Source organism: Pseudomonas sp. TYF_14, assembly GCF_043105275.1.
GTDB lineage: Bacteria > Pseudomonadota > Gammaproteobacteria > Pseudomonadales > Pseudomonadaceae > Aquipseudomonas > Aquipseudomonas alloputida.
In genome coordinates, this window is record NZ_JBICLK010000086.1 from 252632 (window position 1) to 270579 (window position 17948).

Genomic DNA, 17948 nt, shown 5'->3' on the forward strand with positions numbered 1-17948 from the left:
CTTTTAACCTTCACCGTTCGCGGAGTCTTTCCCCGGAGGGGACTTGCGACCGCGAAAATCAATCAGGCTGTCGACAATGGCCAAAACCATCAGCAACGGATAAATCAGCTGCATGATCAGCGGTAGCGTCACGTACATCCCCACCAGCCAGAAACCGGCCAGTCGGCCCTGTGCCACCAGCCCGTGCATCAAGGCGATGCCGGCCAGCACCAGTACCAGGCTGGAAGCCGATGCCAGGATGATGAACTGCGGGCCGATAAACGGCGCCACCACCATCACTGCCACCAAGACCGCCATGGTCTGTTTCGGCAACTTCAGTTCGCGAAACTCGCGACCGAAGCCTCCAGGGTTGTACAACGCTGCCTGCCAATAGCGCGCCAGCATCAACGCCAGCACACTGAACAATTGCACCGTCACTGCTGTGGAAGCGACCAGCACAGGGCGGATCAGCTCACCGGAGAGCACCGGTTGCCCTTCGATTTTCGGCATGGCTTCGGCAAACGCCTTGGCCAGCACATCGAAGGTTTGCGCCAGCGCCAGATCAAGCACGAGGCTGAAAGCCACGGCGAACACGGCACTGGCGAGCAACACCCGGCTCCAGGGGTGCTCGGCACGCAACATGGCGGCCAGGGCCAAGGCACCCGCAATCACCAGAAAGGTGATGGGATCACCCATGACCCACACGGCCAGCCCGGCCAGCAAGCCGCCGGCGATGACCGATGTAGCATCCTTGAACCCACGCCGCAGCAGCACGAGGCTGCCGGCAGCGGCACTCAACCAGAACAGCAGCGGCAGTACCGCGCTGATGACCACCACGAGGGTGGCCTGCACACGACCGCGCATGATGAAACTTGCTAACGCTCGCATGCTAATCCCTTACTGCTTGTCGACGACCCGGTCTCAGCGGCCGTGGCTGTCGGTGTAGGGCAGCAGGGCCAGGAAGCGGGCGCGCTTGATAGCGGTAGCCAGCTGACGCTGATAACGAGCTTTGGTACCGGTGATACGGCTTGGAACGATCTTGCCGGTTTCGGATACGTAAGCTTTCAGGGTGTTGAGATCTTTGAAGTCGATCTCTTTCACGTCTTCAGCAGTGAAGCGGCAGAATTTACGACGACGGAAGAAACGTGCCATTTAATAGGCTCCTCTAAAGGTCCGTGGATTACTCGTCAGCGTTATCGCTGGAGTCGCTGTCATTGCTGTCGTCGCCTTCGGCGGAGTCAGCATGCTCAGGACGCTCGCGACGCTCACGGCGCTCGCTGCGGTTCTCTTCAGCCTTCAGCATCTCGGACTGGCCGGTAACGGCTTCGTCGCGACGGATGACCAGGTTACGGATAACGGCATCGTTGTAGCGGAAGTTGTCTTCCAGCTCGGCCAGGGCTTTGCCGGTGCACTCAACGTTCAGCATCACGTAGTGAGCCTTGTGAACATTGTTGATTGCGTAGGCCAGTTGACGACGGCCCCAGTCTTCCAGGCGGTGGATCTTGCCACCATCTTCTTCGATCAGCTTGGTGTAACGCTCAACCATGCCGCCGACTTGTTCGCTCTGGTCCGGGTGAACCAGGAAGATGATTTCGTAATGACGCATGAATGCTCCTTACGGGTTAGTAGTCTGCCAGTGAATCTGGTCAGACAAGGAGTGAATGACACTGTATGTCTTGCACGGAGGGGAGGCACATGAGCGCCTGCCAGCTCGGCAAGGGGCGCAATTGTAGAGAAGCCGGGGCGCACAAGCAAGGTGATTGGTGAATATTTGAACAGCCTGAAACATATTCACAAGCTGCGGGCCCTTTCGCGGGTGAACCCAGTCCTACAGGGGAACGCAATCACCCTGTAGGAGCGGGTTCACCCGCGAAGAGGCCGGAACAGGCTGAGAGTCAGCGCTTGACCTGCCGCTGACGCACGGCTTCGAACAGACAAACCCCGGTCGCCACCGACACGTTAAGGCTGCTGACGCTACCCGCCATCGGCAACTTGACCAGGAAGTCGCAATGCTCACGGGTGAGCCGGCGCATGCCCTTGCCTTCCGCCCCCATGATCATCACCAGTGGCCCGGTCAGGTCCTGCTGGTAGATCTCCTGCTCGGCCTCGCCAGCAGTACCCACTACCCACAGGCCACGCTGCTGCAACTTCTCAAGCGTACGCGCCAGGTTGGTCACAGCCACCAGCGGAATGACTTCGGCCGCCCCACAAGCCACCTTTCGCACAACCGGCGTCAACGTTGCGGATTTGTCCTTGGGCACGATCACTGCCGTGGCACCGGCCGCATCCGCGGTACGCAGACAAGCGCCGAGGTTGTGCGGGTCGGTCACGCCGTCCAGCACCAGGATCAGCGGCGGCGTTTCTGTGCGCTCAAGCAGCTCTTCGAGCATCAGCTCGCCCCACACCTGGCTCGGACTGACCTCGGCTACAACGCCTTGGTGCACGCCTTCGACCCAGGCATCCATCTCACGGCGCTCGGCCTGGCCGACCGGCACGCGGTTTTCCGCGGCCAGCGCCAGCAAGGTTTCGAGGCGTGGCTCGCTGCGCCCTTCCGACAGCCAGATCTGCTTGACCCGCTTTGGATGGTGCTGCAGCAATGCCTGCACGGCGTGTACGCCGTAGATTTTTTCCAGCTGACTCATGAATTGCTCTTGTTTTTGCGTGGAGCGCCGGACTTCGGCGGGCCTTTACGGTGCTTGGTCGGTTTGCCGGACGGCTTGCCACCTTTCTCCGATTTGCTGCCAGCACTGCTGCGCGCGTCGGTCATCAGCGCTTTTTTCATCTCGCGGCTTTTACGCACTTCTGCGTTACGCTGCACAGCATCCTTGGGGAAGTACGCTTCGGACGCTTCGCTTTTGCGGCTGCGCGGCTTGGGCGTGGCTTTCGCTTCGGTTGTCGGCTGCTGCTCGGCTTTTTCCGCAACCGGTGCGGCGCCACGCTGCTTGCGGCCGATCGGTGCGGCGAGGGTCTTTTCCGACACTTCGAAGTCGATCTTGCGCTCATCCAGATCAACACGCATGACCTTGACTTCGATGGTGTCGCCCAAGCGGAAGCTGCGACCGGTGCGCTCGCCGGCCAGGCGATGGTGTACCGGGTCGAAGTGGTAGTAGTCACCCGGCAACGCACTGACGTGCACCAGGCCCTCTACATAGATATCGGTCAGTTCGACGAACAGGCCGAAACCGGTAACCGCAGTGATCACACCCGGGAAGGTCTCGCCCACGCGGTCTTTCATGAACTCGCACTTGAGCCAGTTGACCACGTCACGGGTGGCTTCGTCGGCCCGGCGCTCGGTCATCGAGCACTGCTCGCCGAGTTGCTCCAGGGTGTTCTCGTCGTACGGGTAGATACGCGCCTTGGGAATGCTCATGGCGCCGGCACGCTTGACGTGCGGGGTATCGACCTTGGAGCGGATGATGCTGCGGATGGCGCGATGCACCAGCAGGTCCGGGTAACGACGGATCGGCGAGGTGAAGTGGGTGTACGCCTCGTAGTTCAGGCCGAAGTGGCCGTTGTTCTCGGTGCTGTACACGGCCTGGCTCAGCGAGCGCAGCATCACCGTCTGGATCAGGTGGAAGTCCGGGCGACCGGCGATGCTCGCCAGCAGGGCCTGGTAGTCCTTCGGCGACGGGTCCTTGCCCTTGTGCAGGCTAAGGCCCAACTCGCCGAGGAAGGTGCGCAGTTTTTCCAGGCGCTCCGGCGGCGGGCCGTCATGCACGCGGTACAGGGCCGGTACGCCGTGCTTCTGCAGGAACTCGGCGGTGGCCACGTTGGCCGCCAGCATGCATTCCTCGATCAGCTTGTGGGCGTCGTTGCGCACGGTCGGGCGGATTTCGGCGATCTTGCGCTCCTCGCCGAAGATGATGCGGGTTTCCTGGGTCTCGAAGTCGATGGCACCCCGGGTGTGGCGCGCCTCCACCAGCACCTTGTACAGGTTGTACAGGTTCTTCAGGTCCGGCACGACCTCCTTGTACTCTTCGCGCAGCGCCTTGCCCTCACGGGTACGCGAGTGCTCGAGCATGCTGCTGACCTTGTTGTAGGTCAGACGGGCATGGGAGTGGATCACGCCTTCGTAGAACTGATAGTCGACCATCTGGCCGGCTTTGTTCATGGTCATTTCACAGACCATGGCCAACCGGTCGACATGCGGGTTCAGCGAGCACAGGCCGTTGGACAGCTCTTCGGGGAGCATCGGCACCACGCGCTCGGGGAAGTACACCGAGTTACCGCGCTGCTGGGCTTCGACATCCAGGGCAGAGCCCAGACGCACATAGCTGGAGACGTCAGCGATGGCCACGTACAGGCGCCAGCCACCGGAGAACAGACGCAGCTTGCCCAGCGGTTCGCAATAAACGGCATCATCGAAGTCGCGGGCGTCTTCACCGTCGATGGTGACGAACGGCAGATGACGCAGGTCGACACGCTTCTCTTTGTCCTTCTCCTCGACTTCGGAGCGGAACTTGCGTGCTTCCTTGACCACATCATTGGGCCAGACGTGCGGAATGTCGTAGCTGCGCAGGGCAACGTCGATTTCCATGCCCGGCGCCATGTAGTTGCCGATGACTTCGACCACATCGCCTTGCGGCTGGAAGCGCGGAGTCGGCCAGTGGGTGATCTTGATCTCGACGAACTGGCCGATCTTGGCACCGCCGTTGCGCCCGGCGGTCACCAGCACTTCCTGCTGGATCTTCGGGTTGTCCGGGGTCACGTAGCCGATGCCGCCTTCTTCGAAATAGCGGCCGACCACGCTTTCGTGGGCACGGGAGATGACTTCGACCAGCACGCCTTCACGGCGGCCACGGCGGTCGACACCGGAGACGCGGGCCAAGCCGCGGTCGCCGTCGAACACCAGTCGCATCTGCGACGGGCTGAGGAACAGGTCTTCGCTGCCGTCATCGGGAATAAGGAAGCCGAAGCCGTCGCGGTGGCCGGAGACGCGACCACAGATCAGGTCCAGCTTGTCTACCGGGGCATAAGTGCCGCGCCGGGTATAGATAAGCTGGCCATCGCGCTCCATGGCACGCAGGCGGCGGCGCAGGGCTTCGATCTGGTCTTCTTCATACAGACCGAACTCTTTTGCCAGCTCCTCGCGGGCAGCAGGTTCGCCTCGGTCGGCGAGACGCTGCAGGATCAGCTCACGGCTGGGAATGGGGTTGTCGTATTTTTCCGCTTCGCGAGCGGCCTCGGGATCGAGGGATTGCCAATCGGCCATCAGAAGGGGTTCACCTTGGGGTATATAGATAGGAATTCTGGCATAGGCGTATTGAAACCGGAAATGTCTGCCTTGGACAGCCCCCGCTGCAGTGCATAAACAGCAGAAATAGGCTTGTGGAATCAACAAGTTGAATTTTTTGAATTTTTTTTCGATTGGGGGCTTTACAGCCTTGGGGAGCGTCCGTATAGTGCGCACCACAACGACGGACAACCCCGAAGTTGTAGTAGAGATGAACGACGCTGTAAAGCATCAAGTAACCTCGAATGTGTGCCCAGGTGGCGGAATTGGTAGACGCGCTGGTTTCAGGTATCAGTGACCGCAAGGTCGTGGAAGTTCGAGTCTTCTCCTGGGCACCAAATATTTTCAAGTAACAGATGACCAAGGATCTGTTACTACTGTGTGAAAGCGAACGATAGTCGCCTTCTGCAGATGATGTAAAGCTTTGCCCAGGTGGCGGAATTGGTAGACGCGCTGGTTTCAGGTATCAGTGACCGCAAGGTCGTGGAAGTTCGAGTCTTCTCCTGGGCACCATACAAAAACCCACTAGCTTGCTAGTGGGTTTTTTCTTGCCTGCGATTTATGTGCCCCCTCCCCCCCCTTGCACCATGGTCTGACCATGAATTTCTCGTCACACGGCCACTTGAGAAACAATTTCGTTTACCATTGTTTCCAAATATGTAGCCGTAAGCGAGGAAGTACCCGCATGACGATCCGCCCGCAACCGCTGATGCGTACCCTGGCCGCCGCAGTGCTGAGCCTGGTCATCGGCGCTCCGGCCGCCATGGCAGACGCACCGGTCACGCTGACCATGTACAACGGTCAGCACAAGGAAATTGGCGAAGCCATTGCCAAGGCCTATGAGGCCAAGACCGGCATTCACATCGACATCCGCAAAGGCAGCAGCAACCAGCTGGCCAGCCAGATCATCGAGGAAGGTGATCGTTCGCCGGCCGACATCATCTACACCGAAGAGTCCCCGCCCCTGAACAACCTGGGCGAGCTGGGCCTGCTGGCCAAGATTGACGACGCCACGCTGAACATGATGCCCAAGGAGTACGTTGGCGCCAACGGCACCTGGATGGGTATCACCGCCCGTACGCGCATCGTGGTGTACAACCCGAAGAAAGTCGACGAGAAAGACCTGCCGACCACGGTGATGGACTTCGCCAACCCTGAGTGGGAAGGGCGCGTCGGCTACGTCCCTACCAGCGGTGCGTTCCAGGAGCAGGCCGTGGCCATTCTGAAGATGCACGGGCGCGAAGCCACTGAAGAATGGTTGACCGGCCTGAAAGCCTTCGGCAAGACCTACACCAACAACATGGTCGCCCTCAAAGCTGTGGAAAAAGGTGAAGTGGCTGCAGTACTGGTTAACAACTACTACTGGTACGCACTTGAACGCGAACGCGGCAAGCTGGACACCAAGCTCTACTACCTGGCCGACGGCGATGCTGGCAACCTGGTCACTATCTCCGGCGCAGGCGTGGTCAAGGCCAGCAAACACCCGAAAGAAGCCCAGGCCCTGCTCAACTGGATGGCCAGCGAAGAAGGCCAGCGCGTGATCACCCAGACCACCGCCGAGTACCCACTGCACAAGGGCATGGTTTCTGACCGCGGCCTGAAACCGTTCGACGAGCTGCGCCCGCCGAAGATCTCGCCAGCTGACCTGGGCAATGCCGAGGAAGCCATCGAACTTGAGCGTGAGGTCGGCTTGCTCTGATGACTGCCGCCCTGTCCGAACCGGTGCCGGTACGCTTCGTACCGCGCCGCAAGCGCCCTTCCATCTGGGTAGTGCTGCCTGTGCTGTTCCTAGTGGCAATGAGCTTGCTGCCACTGGCTTATGTCGCCATCAAAGCCTGGGAAGCCGGCTGGCGCGAAGCCTTGCACCTGCTGTGGCGGCCCTTTGTCTGGGGGCTGATGCGCAACACCCTGCTGCTGATGGTCGGGGTGACGCTGACCTGCATGGTGGTCGGCCTGGCACTGGCCTGGCTGCTGGAGCGCAGCAACCTGGCCGGCCGCCGGTTGTGGGGCGTGGTGCTATGCCTGCCATTCGCCGTGCCGTCGTTCGTCAGCAGCTTCACCTGGGTGTCGCTAAGTTCGGACTTTGAAGGCCTGGGCGGCGCGATCATGGTCATGGCCCTGTCCAAGTACCCGCTGGTGTTCCTGCCCGTTGCCGCGACCCTGCGCAACCTCGACACCTCGCTGGAGGAGTCGGCACGCACTCTGGGTTGCAGCCGCTGGGGCGTGTTCAGCAAAGTCACCCTGCCACTGCTGTGGCCGTCGATGCTCGGCGGTGCGCTACTGATTGCCCTGCATATGCTGGTGGAGTTTGGCGCATTGTCGATCCTCGGCCTGCAAACCTTTACCACGGCGATCTACCAGCAGTTCGAACTGGAGTTCAGCAACGCCAACGCGGCCATGCTGTCTGCCGTGCTGCTGGCGATGTGCCTGGCAATGCTGTGGCTGGAACTGCGGGTGCGCGGCAAAGCCCGCCATGTACGCATCGGCCAGGGCGTAGCGCGGCGTGCGCAACCGGTGCGGCTGCGCGGCTGGGCGGTGCTGGCGCAACTGTTCTGCGTGGGCCTGGCGGTGCTGGGCAGCGGCATTCCGCTGGCGATGCTCGGTTACTGGCTGAGCGTGGGTTCGTCGGCGGCATTCCCGGTGGCGGCCATCTCGAAGGCGTTGTTCACCTCGCTGTCGGTGTCGCTGGGCGGTGCCGGCTTCTGTGTGCTGCTGGCTCTGCCTATCAGCTTCCTGGTGGTGCGCTACAAAGGCCGCCTGGCGATTTGGGCCGAGCGTCTGCCCTATCTGCTGCACGCCCTGCCCGGCCTGGTGATTGCCCTGACGTTGGTGTTCTTCGCCCTGCACTACGTGCCGGCGCTGTACCAGACCACGGCACTATTGCTGCTGGCCTATGCACTGCTGTTCCTGCCGCTGGCCCAGTCGCCGGTGCGCACCGCACTGAACAAGGCCTCACCAACGCTGGAAGAAGCTGCGCGCACCCTTGGCGCCAGCAGCTTTGCCGCGTTCTGCCGGGTGACCTTGCCGATCATCTTCCCGGCCATGGCGGCAGCCTTTGCGCTGGTGTTCCTGGATGCCATGAAAGAGCTGACGGCTACCCTGCTGCTCAGCCCGACCGGCATGACCACCCTGGCCACCGAGGTGTGGGCACACACAGCCAACGTCGAGTTCGCGGCGGCGGCGCCGTATGCGGCGTTGTTGATTGTGGTGTCGGGGTTGCCGGTGTATTTGCTGACTACGCGGATGTATTTGAACAAGGCTTGAAAGCCTGCCCAGGCCGCCATGTGGCCTGGGCACAAGCCTGAGTGCCTGAGACTTCATCACAAGTTCACTTTAAAACTCCCACTAGCCAGTTGAAAGCAAAGAACAAGGTCGTAGATACTACAAGTCCCACCCAAGAGGATAACAAAACTCTTTTCATAGACCTTGGGAAACTCTCGAGATCTGGAATATCTGCCACACCTTTTCGAACAAACGACCCTGGAATCATGAGCATATTTGCCGCCAGGCAAGTACGCATTAATTTTCCAGTAAGGCCAGCCGCTGAAAAGTTTTTTCCCTATTATTCTGAATATACTTGCATTTCGCTAAAGCTTTTTCGATAGCTTCTATAGATCGACAAGCTGGGGTTTCAGCTGGCGGCTGCTTGAGTGCTTAGAAAACAATGGGTTGCATTCTTTTTGACCAGGGCTTACCTCAAGTACTCTATCCAAACAAAAAAAAGAACAATCAGTGCAATCAGCAAAATTTGCACGGTCCACAAGCGCACTAACAGCCTTTGCAGGTCGGCGGGAGCCTTAGCAACATCATTGCGATCTAATAGGCCCTTTCGAACGCTAAAATATTTCATAGACAGCATTGCAGAGATTGATCCTAGCCGCATGACTTTCCCAAGCAGCCCAGCATGAGAATATATTTCTCTGTTCACAGCCACCATTCGGCTATTTGACAAGATTGATTCGATACGATCCAGATATCGATACGCAACGAATACCCACACACCAAACATCAAAAACGGGGAGATAATTACAAACACACCAAGCACTGCCAGGTGCAAGTTACTCATCGCACTGCCTCATACAAAATCTCCACCACGCTTTCTCCCAATACCTCACCAAACTCACCGCCAGCAATACCTCCAGCCGCTCCCCCCAATACCGCACATGCGAAAGTTGCCGTTCCACCGGTGGGAATACCTACAGCAACACATGCTATTGGCCCCAATAGGCCCCCGACATGTCCACCCATTCCTCCTAGCCCCAAGCTCGCAACTAGCGAACTCCTCTCGACATACTCAGCCTTTCTGCACTCCTCCTCCCGCCCAAGCACGCAAGCGTTACGAATTGACAGTTCGGTTGACGCCACTTCTTCCAGGACGACTTCGTAGTACTTGAGCTTGTCGCCACCCGCACGACACAGCACGAGCTTCACTTCCTTCAGGTGCTGCCCGGCACAGCTCGCCTCCAGCAGCTTGCAGCTGGCACTGTCCAGGTACTTAGTGAAGGTGAAGTTGGTGAGTGTGGTGCGGCCTGACGATGCGCCGCCTGCGGAGCTTGCGGTGGCAGAGGTGCTCTGGTTGGCACCGAACTTGTAGCCGATGATTTCGATCCAGTTGGCGTACTGCTCATCCAGTGCTTCGCCAGTGACTTCCGCGATATGAACATAAGCATCGAAAGCCATGCTTACCTCTCCCTGGTAAAGGTCCGGCTGATAACGACGATGTTCAGACGTCGTCATCCTGAGGTTGCTCCCGAAGTAAAACGGCGGCCGGTACCGACCGCCTTCAGGCTCAATACAACACTAACCCCTGTGTCAGCCCTTGCAACAGCAAACGCCCTATCAAGGAATATTTGGGAAATCTCCTACAGATTCGACGATGATAACGATTTGGTCAGTAAAAGAATGTTTCCTGGTCAGTTTCGATGCTGCTTAAAGCTTCTCCAGCATTTTCCTTACGATCAGGCCATGCACCATGCCGACCGGCAGCATGTACAACCGGCCAAAAGTATTGAGGCACAGCACCGATGTGGTCACGCTTAAGCTTTGCCCGTACACATCCATGCAGACCATCACCGCCAAGTGCGTATCACGCGAAGTCAGCACCAGCTGCTGGTCGCTGATGGTCTCGACAGTGAAGAAGTCCAGGCGCTCACCGACGGCTGGCACATGCGTTGGATCGCCGCGAGTGAAGCCGTGAATATCGGCGACATTGAAACGGCGTGAGATAAAGTCGCGAATGCGGAAGGCCCGGGCCAGCCAGCAGGGGACGTCCGAGGTCATGGCGCAGTAGGCTTGCAGGGCGGTCATCGGGTCAGTGAGCTTTACGCTGTCACTGTGCAGGAAATTCAGGTCGGCCTGGGCAGCGATTAGTTGGGCGGACATTAGCAACTCCTTTTGCCATGTGTCGCCGACAGCATAGCAACACCGTGGTGGATGGCACGGGCTTCGCCCGTGTTCGCGGGCAAGCCCGCTCCCACAGGGATCGCGCCAGCTTTTAGAAATTGAGCAAGACAATTGCTCTCACAAGAGACCGCGCAGGATTCAGGCCCGGAACTGGCCCAGGCTGGCGCGCAGCTGAGCCGCCAGATCATCCAGCACCTTGCTGCTGGCCGTAGTCTGCATCACCACCTCAGCCGAACGCTCAGCCTGAGCATGGATAGTCTCCACCCGCCCACGCACCGCCTGCGCGCCATTCGCCTGCTGCTCGGCCGCACGGGTGGCCAAGCCAATGGCCGCATGCACCTGCTCCACCGCCGCCTGCACTGACTGCTGCCGACGCTCGTTGTCACGCAGCACCAGCAAGCCTTCGCTAGCCTTGAGCCCAGCCTGGCTGATGGTGGCCACCGCCTCCTTGGCACCCTTCTGCAATGCTGCGATGTGCGCCTGGATATCGCCCGTAGAGCTCTGCGTCTTGCTCGCCAGCGCGCGCACCTCGTCGGCCACCACGGCAAAGCCGCGCCCGGTTTCGCCAGCACGGGCCGCCTCGATGGCGGCGTTCAAGGCCAACAGGTTGGTCTGCTCGGCGATACCGTGGATCACCGTGAGCACCACTTCGATCTGCTCGCTCTGCTTGGCCAAGCGCTCGATCACCTGGGAGCCGGCATCCACCTGCCCAGCCAGGTTCTCGATCAAACCGGCAAGCTGGGTCGAGGTGCGGCTGTTTTCATCGGTCGCCTGGCGGATATCCACCACTTGCTGCAACGCCGCCTGCATCGCATGGCTTTCGGCTTGTGCTTCATCAGCCATGCTCGACAGGTCGCGCAGGCTGGCGGCCACTTCATCGCGCTGCAATGCGGCGGCAGCATCTGCGCCAGCGTTGCGCTGGGCCATCGCGCCAATCTCCACACCCGTGCGCTGCGCCACCTCGCCGGCTTCGCGCACAATCGGCTGCAACTTGTCGACAAAGCGGTTCACTGCCGAGGCCATGTCGCCGATTTCATCTCGGCTGTCGAGCGGCACGCGCTTGGTCAAGTCACCTTCGCCGGCCGCCAAGTCATCGAGAGCGGCAATCAACAGGCGCAGCTTGCTCAGTACCCGGCGGCCTAGCACCAAAGCCACCACTACCAGCACCCCGAGGCCGACCAGCACCAGGCCCAGACCGATACGCCAGCGCAGCTCTGCAGCGGCATCGCGCACGGTTTGCGCGGTATTGGCCTGCATGGCGGCAGCACTGCCCTGCGCCTTCTCCAGGCGCTCACGCAGGGTCTTGCCGCTATCGGCAGCAGCACCGACCAGGCTGTCGCCAACCAACTGCTCTCCGCTAGCGATCAGCGCCGCGAAGCGCTGGTCCAGCGCCTTTAGCTCATGGTCGATGCCGGCAGTGGAAACACCCATCACCACCTTACCGATTTCCGTGCCATTGGGGCTGATCGAGGCTTCGACGAAGTACACCGCCGGGTCACGCCGGGCAGCATCAATCACCTTGTCCAGCGCACGCTCGCCCTGACCCTTTTCCATCAAGGCCTGGTTGATCGGGTTTTGCCGGTTGAGGTAGCGAGTCAGGTGCTGACCCTGAGCGTCGTCGTACACCACGAACAGCACGTTCGGGTTACGCTGAGCGCGTCGGGCGAAGTCTGAGAGCACAGGCACGTCGTTGTCCCAGATCGCCCGCGGGGCAACCGAAGCCAGCAGCTCGGCCATGTCGTTGGCGGAATCCTTGAGGTTCTTTTCCAGGGTGCTGCGCAGTTGCTGCTGTTCGCTTTGCAGGCGCTCCGACAACCCTGCGCTCAGGCGCTGGCGGGTACTGCTGGACAGGCCGTCGAGCCCAGAGCGCACATCTTGCCCGGCTTGCTCCAGATCGCTTGCGAGTTGGCGGCTGTCATTACCCAGCCGTTCGCCAAGGTCGGCCTCCAGGGCGGTGACCGTGCTTCGGGTGAGCGCAACGGCAACCAGCACCTGCACCAAAAGAGCGATACCAAGGGCAACAAACACAGGCCGCAAGAGGCGGCTTCGTAACAGTGAGAGGATGGCAGACACGGTGTAACCCTCGTGTTTTCTGGCGCCACTATTTTGATGGCATCTACAGAAACTTCTTACAGCAAGGGTTGTGCCGCAGGCAGCGGGGAAATGCGCCAAGGTCTAGCAATGGGGTTTCGTGTGCAGGCCCATTCGCGGGTAAACCCGCTCCTACAACGGCCTGCGCCCAACCATCGTTGTGTGCCCACATAGGAGCGGGTTTACCCGCGAATACGGTAGCGGCGGCAACGGTGGATTACCGGTGGATATTGGCCAGCACAGACATGCCCACAAATGAAAACGCCGCGGCCCTTCTCAGGGCCGCGGCGTCAGATCAGCCTGGAGGGCAGATCAGGCGAACGGGTGACGCAGCACGATGGTCTCGTTGCGGTCCGGGCCGGTCGAAATGATGTCGATCGGCGCGCCAACCAGCTCTTCGATGCGCTTGATGTAGTCACGCGCAGCTTGCGGCAGCTCTTCCAGGGTTTTCACACCCAGAGTCGACTCGCTCCAGCCTGGCATCTCTTCGTACACCGGCTCAAGGCCAATGTAGCTGTCGGCATCGGAAGGCGCGTCGATGACGGCACCGTTCTCGTTCTTGTAGCCAACGCAGATGTTGATGGTTTCCAGGCCGTCCAGTACGTCCAGCTTGGTCAGGCAGATGCCCGAGATGCTGTTGACGTCGATGGCGCGACGCAGGATCACGGCATCGAACCAGCCGCAACGACGGGCACGGCCGGTGGTGGAACCGAACTCGTGGCCACGCTTGGCCAGGGTAGCACCGGTCTCGTCGAACAGTTCGGTCGGGAACGGACCGGAACCCACGCGAGTGGTGTAGGCCTTGGTGATACCGAGGATGTAGTCGAGGTACATCGGGCCGACGCCGGAACCGGTGGAAATACCACCGGCAGTGGTGTTGGAGCTGGTGACGTACGGGTAGGTGCCGTGGTCGATGTCCAGCAGCGAGCCCTGGGCGCCTTCGAACATGATGTCCTTGCCGGCGCGACGCAGGTTGTGCAGCTCGGCGGTGACGTCGAGCATCATCGGCTTGAGCTGTTCGGCGTAAGCCATGCACTCGTCCAGCGTCTGCTGGAAGTCGATGGCTGGCTCTTTGTAGTAGTTCACCAGCTGGAAGTTGTGGTAATCCAGCAGCTCACCCAGCTTGGCAGCGAAACGCTCGCGGTGGAACAGATCACCCACGCGCAGGCCGCGACGTGCCACCTTGTCTTCGTAAGCTGGGCCGATACCACGGCCGGTGGTGCCGATCTTGGCTTCGCCACGGGCTTTTTCGCGGGCCTGATCCAGGGCCACATGGTACGACAGGATCAGCGGCGCAGCCGGGGAAATGCGCAGGCGCTCGCGCACCGGTACGCCTTTCTCTTCCAGCTTGGTGATTTCACGCATCAGTGCATCCGGGGCAACGACCACGCCGTTACCGATCAGGCACTGCACGCCTTCACGCAGGATGCCGGACGGAATCAGGTGCAGAACGGTCTTTTCACCGTTGATCACCAGGGTGTGACCCGCATTGTGGCCACCCTGGTAGCGCACTACGGCGGCAGCATGTTCGGTCAGCAGATCGACGATCTTGCCTTTGCCCTCATCACCCCACTGGGTGCCCAGGACGACGACATTCTTACCCATTACATTGGTCCTCATTCACGCAAACTTGGTTGCCGGCCTGTTGCCGACGCAGAAACTCACTGGGCCAGCGGCAGAACCTGCCAGCGCCCGTCTTGCTGAATCAATTGCCGATCACAATCCGCCTCGAGAGCAGCACTCAACGGCTGGCCAGGCAGAGCCTGAACCACACGCTGGCCCTCGTTGCGCAACTGGCAGACTTGCTGCCAGAGGGCCGCATCGCCACTGTCCGGCATCCAGATGCCGCCAGTTGGCAATACGACCTCCGCTCGCCCCAGTGTGACCAGGGTCTTCAAATCCGTGGAGAAACCAGTGGCCGGGCGCGCCCGGCCAAAGTCGGCGCCGATATCGTCGTAGCGACCGCCCTGGGCGATCGATTGGCCTTCGCCTGGCACGAACACGGCGAACACCACGCCCGTGTGGTAGTGGTAACCACGCAGCTCGCCGAGGTCGAAGTACAGCGGCAGGTCCGGGTAGCGCGACGCCAGGCGATCAGCGATCGCCAGCAGGTCATCCAGCGCCGCCAGCACGCTGGCCGGGGCGCGACCGAGGCGCACGCGGGCTTCAGCCAGTACTTCCCGACCACCACACAGCTCGACCAGGGCGCGCAGCATGCTGCCCAGGTCTTTCGGCAGGTCGGCCGTCAGCGCCTGCACTTCATCGACAGCCTTGCGTTGCATGGCGTCGAACAGCTGCTGTTCGACCGCGCCGGACAGACCGGCGGCACGGGCCAGGCCGCGGTAGATGCCGACATGGCCCAGGTCCATGTGAACATCCGGCACATCGGCCAGTTGCAGCGTGGCGAGCATCAGGCTGATGACTTCGACATCGCTGGTAGGGCTGGCATCGCCGTACAGTTCGGCACCCAGCTGGATCGGGCTGCGCGAGGTGGACAAGGCACGTGGCTGAGCGTGCAGCACGCTGCCGGCATAGCACAGCCGGCTCGGGCCTTCACGGCGCAGTGTGTGCGCATCGATACGCGCTACCTGCGGGGTGAAGTCGGCGCGGAAGCCCATCAGGCGGCCGGACTGCGGGTCCACTACCTTGAAGGTGCGCTGATCCAGGTCCTGGCCGGCGCCGGTAAGCAGCGACTCCAGGTACTCGATATGCGGGGTGACGACCAGTTCGTAGCCCCAACTCTGGAACAGGTCCAACACCTGGCGGCGCGCGATCTCGATGCGCGCAGCCTCAGGTGGCAGTACTTCCTCGATGCCATCTGGCAGCAGCCAGCGGTCTACCGTTGCCATTACGCCATTTCCCCTCTGGTCCGGGCGGCTTGCCAGCAGGCAAACCGTCAGAAAAGCCGGTATCGCGCACAGCAGCGGGCAGCACTGATCCCAGCGCAGCCACCGTACCCGACACCCTCAAATTGCCTTGCGAGCTGACCAAACCGTCAACCGGCGCTGAGCCAATCAACCTTGCAGACGCAAAAAAGCCGGGAAATTTCCCGGCTGCCTCATCATACACCCCTTTTCATTCAGGATGCACCCCGCCTGGTGCATTAGCTGCCAGGCGGGGTGCCGCTGCATGAAAATCAGGGCCTGAGCATCACGGTCTGCTCTTGTCCAGGTAACGGAAGAATTCGTTCTTCGGGTCCAGGACCATCACGTCGCTCTTGCTCGAGAAGCTCTCGCGGTATGCCTGCAGGCTACGGTGGAACGCATAGAAATCAGCGTCCTGGCTGTAAGCCTTGGCATAGATAGCGGCCGCTTGGGCATCGCCATCACCACGGGTTTCTTCTGCTTCGCGATAAGCCTCGGCCAGCAGCACACGGCGCTGACGGTCGGCATCGGCACGGATACCCTCAGCCAGCTCGTTACCCTTGGCACGGTGCTCGCGGGCTTCACGCTCACGCTCGGTGCTCATGCGGTCGAACACGCTGCGGTTGACTTCCTTCGGCAGGTCGATGGCCTTGACGCGCACGTCGACCACCTCGATGCCCAGTTCCTTGCTCGCCATGCGATTCAGCGATGCAGTGATGTCAGCCATCAGTGCATCACGTTCACCGGAAACCACTTCGTGCAGGGTACGTTTACCGAACTGGTCGCGCAGGCCACTTTCCAGACGACGCGACAGACGCTCGTCGGCGATCTGCTTCATGCCGGACGTGGCGGTGTAGAAGCGTTCAGCGTCCTTGACGCGCCACTTGGCGTAGGCGTCGACCATCACCGCTTTCTTTTCCAGGGTCAGGAACCGCTGGGTAGGCGCGTCGAGTGTCATCAGCCGGGCGTCGAACCTGCGCACCTGGTTCACGTACGGAATCTTCACGTGCAGGCCTGGCTGAACATCCGCCTGGACCACTTTACCGAAACGCAGCAGTACCGCCCGCTCGGTCTGGGACACGATGTAGAAGCTGTTCCAGGCCACAATGGCCAGGACCACGGCGGCGATCAGGGCGATCAGCGATCTATTGCTCATCAGCGGCTCTCCCTAGTACGCAGCGGCTGCTGTTGCTGTTGCATGTCCTGCGCGGCACGAGCGGCCGCATCGTTAGCCGATGGCGACGCGCTGGTGGTTGGCACGGACGGCTTGCGGCTGCCCTCGACCATCTTGTCCAGCGGCAGGTAGAGCAGGTTGCTCTGCCCGTCCTTGGTTGCCACCATGACCTTGCTCGAGTTGCTGTAGACCTCTTGCATGGTCTCCAGATACAGACGCTCACGGGTTACGTCAGGTGCCTTGCGGTACTCGGCAAGCAGCTTGGTGAAGCGGTCTGCCTCACCCTTGGCGCGGGCAATGACTTCGTCGCGGTAACCATTGGCATCCTCGATGATGCGCTGGGCCTGACCACGGGCTTCCGGCACCACGCCATTGGCATAGGACTCGGCCTGGTTGCGGGCACGCTGCTCGTCTTCGCGGGCGCGGATCACGTCGTCGAAGGCTTCCTGCACTTCACGCGGGGCCGCCGCGCTCTGTACGTTGACCTGGGTAACGGTGATACCGGTGCGGTAGTTGTCGAGGAAGCGCTGCAGGCGTTCGCGGATATCCACGGCCATCTGCTCACGACCCTCGGTCAACACCTGGTCCATCGAAGTGGAACCCACCACGTGGCGCAGGGCGCTGTCGGTCGCGTGCTGCAAGCTCACCTCAGGCTGGTCGACGTTGAGCACGAAGTCCTGCAGGTTGCTGATCTTGTACTGGACGGTCAGCGGCACCTCGACGATGTTCTCGTCTTCGGTCAGCATCTGGCCCTGCTTGGTGTAGGCACGCTCACGCGTGACGTTTTCCATGTACTTGCGATCAATCGGCGGGAAGTAGATGTTCAGGCCGGGACCGACCGTCTCATAGTACTTGCCGAAGCGCAGCACAACCGCCTGCTCCTGCTCGTCGACCACATACACGGCGCTGTACAGCCAGATTGCAGCCAGCACCGCCAGGCCGATGCCCAGCAGGCCCAGGCCACCGCCCTTGCCGACATTGCGATCACCGCCGCCACGTTTCTTGCTGCCGCCGAACATGCCATTCAGGCTGTCCTGCAGTTTGCGGAAGGCCTCGTCCAGATCCGGTGGACCTTTCTTGTCACCACCGCCGCCACCGCCACCGCGGCGGCCGCCCCAGGGATCCTGATTGTTCGAGTTGCCACCCGGCTCGTTCCAAGCCATAGCGCTCTCCATCTGATAAAGCAAAGACGCGCCCACGGCGC

The 17948-nt window shown here is 60.8% G+C and carries 13 protein-coding genes, 2 tRNA genes and 3 pseudogenes; 4 read left to right on the forward strand and 14 right to left on the reverse strand.

From position 1 onward, the window contains the following. Positions 1–3: 3 nt before the first annotated feature. From ACF8O8_RS23940 to rnr, 5 genes are all read right to left on the reverse strand, one after another. Positions 4–867, reverse strand: coding sequence for a hypothetical protein (locus tag ACF8O8_RS23940; protein ID WP_003249565.1), 864 nt, complete (start codon positions 865–867; stop codon positions 4–6). Between the two features lie 33 nt (positions 868–900). Then, positions 901–1131 carry a 30S ribosomal protein S18 gene (gene rpsR, locus ACF8O8_RS23945; RefSeq protein WP_003249563.1) on the reverse strand — a complete coding sequence of 77 codons (231 nt, stop codon included), beginning with the start codon at positions 1129–1131 and terminating at the stop codon, positions 901–903. Positions 1132–1159: 28 nt separating this feature from the next. After that, on the reverse strand, positions 1160–1585 hold the full coding sequence (rpsF, locus tag ACF8O8_RS23950; RefSeq protein WP_003249557.1) for a 30S ribosomal protein S6: 426 nt from the start codon (positions 1583–1585) through the stop codon (positions 1160–1162). Positions 1586–1874: 289 nt separating this feature from the next. Then, positions 1875–2621, reverse strand: a complete 747-nt coding sequence (gene rlmB / locus ACF8O8_RS23955; protein ID WP_010955473.1) for a 23S rRNA (guanosine(2251)-2'-O)-methyltransferase RlmB — start codon at positions 2619–2621, stop codon at positions 1875–1877. Continuing rightward, the gene (gene rnr / locus ACF8O8_RS23960) at positions 2618–5191 is read right to left on the reverse strand and encodes a ribonuclease R (protein ID WP_392510597.1); all 2574 of its coding nucleotides are present in this window, start codon (positions 5189–5191) and stop codon (positions 2618–2620) included. Before rnr ends, rlmB begins: the two co-directional genes overlap by 4 nt. Positions 5192–5463: 272 nt before the next feature. Between rnr and ACF8O8_RS23965 the strand changes: the two genes are divergently transcribed. From ACF8O8_RS23965 to ACF8O8_RS23980, 4 genes are all read left to right on the forward strand, one after another. Beyond that, positions 5464–5550, forward strand: a tRNA-Leu gene (locus ACF8O8_RS23965). An 88-nt stretch (positions 5551–5638) separates the two neighbouring features. After that, positions 5639–5725 (forward strand) — tRNA-Leu (locus ACF8O8_RS23970). A 172-nt stretch (positions 5726–5897) separates the two neighbouring features. Continuing rightward, on the forward strand, positions 5898–6911 hold the full coding sequence (locus tag ACF8O8_RS23975) for an extracellular solute-binding protein (protein WP_003249550.1): 1014 nt from the start codon (positions 5898–5900) through the stop codon (positions 6909–6911). Beyond that, complete coding sequence (locus tag ACF8O8_RS23980; RefSeq protein WP_020192088.1) at positions 6911–8476, forward strand: iron ABC transporter permease; 1566 nt, start codon at positions 6911–6913, stop codon at positions 8474–8476. Before ACF8O8_RS23975 ends, ACF8O8_RS23980 begins: the two co-directional genes overlap by 1 nt. Before the next feature lie 427 nt (positions 8477–8903). Here the strand turns inward: ACF8O8_RS23980 and ACF8O8_RS23985 are convergent, their stop codons facing one another. From ACF8O8_RS23985 to hflK, 9 genes and pseudogenes are all read right to left on the reverse strand, one after another. Then, the gene (locus ACF8O8_RS23985; protein ID WP_392510598.1) at positions 8904–9278 is read right to left on the reverse strand and encodes a hypothetical protein; all 375 of its coding nucleotides are present in this window, start codon (positions 9276–9278) and stop codon (positions 8904–8906) included. 278 nt (positions 9279–9556) lie between these two features. After that, a pseudogene (locus ACF8O8_RS23990) lies at positions 9557–9892 on the reverse strand (Hcp family type VI secretion system effector); the annotation flags it as partial. A 249-nt stretch (positions 9893–10141) separates the two neighbouring features. Then, the gene (locus tag ACF8O8_RS23995; protein WP_392510599.1) at positions 10142–10594 is read right to left on the reverse strand and encodes a DUF2867 domain-containing protein; all 453 of its coding nucleotides are present in this window, start codon (positions 10592–10594) and stop codon (positions 10142–10144) included. A gap of 159 nt (positions 10595–10753) precedes the next feature. Next, a pseudogene (locus ACF8O8_RS24000) lies at positions 10754–11299 on the reverse strand (methyl-accepting chemotaxis protein); the annotation flags it as partial. 360 nt (positions 11300–11659) lie between these two features. Further along, positions 11660–12352, reverse strand: a pseudogene (locus tag ACF8O8_RS24005) (methyl-accepting chemotaxis protein); the annotation flags it as partial. Between the two features lie 666 nt (positions 12353–13018). Then, positions 13019–14311, reverse strand: a complete 1293-nt coding sequence (locus ACF8O8_RS24010) for an adenylosuccinate synthase (protein ID WP_003249542.1) — start codon at positions 14309–14311, stop codon at positions 13019–13021. 56 nt (positions 14312–14367) lie between these two features. Continuing rightward, a complete protein-coding gene (locus tag ACF8O8_RS24015) occupies positions 14368–15555 on the reverse strand; it encodes an ATP phosphoribosyltransferase regulatory subunit (protein WP_010955481.1) in 1188 nt (395 codons plus the stop codon). A gap of 301 nt (positions 15556–15856) precedes the next feature. Continuing rightward, complete coding sequence (gene hflC, locus ACF8O8_RS24020) at positions 15857–16726, reverse strand: protease modulator HflC (protein ID WP_003249538.1); 870 nt, start codon at positions 16724–16726, stop codon at positions 15857–15859. Next, the gene (gene hflK / locus ACF8O8_RS24025; protein ID WP_003249536.1) at positions 16726–17907 is read right to left on the reverse strand and encodes an FtsH protease activity modulator HflK; all 1182 of its coding nucleotides are present in this window, start codon (positions 17905–17907) and stop codon (positions 16726–16728) included. The genes hflC and hflK overlap by 1 nt, the downstream gene beginning before the upstream one ends. Positions 17908–17948 lie beyond the last annotated feature (41 nt).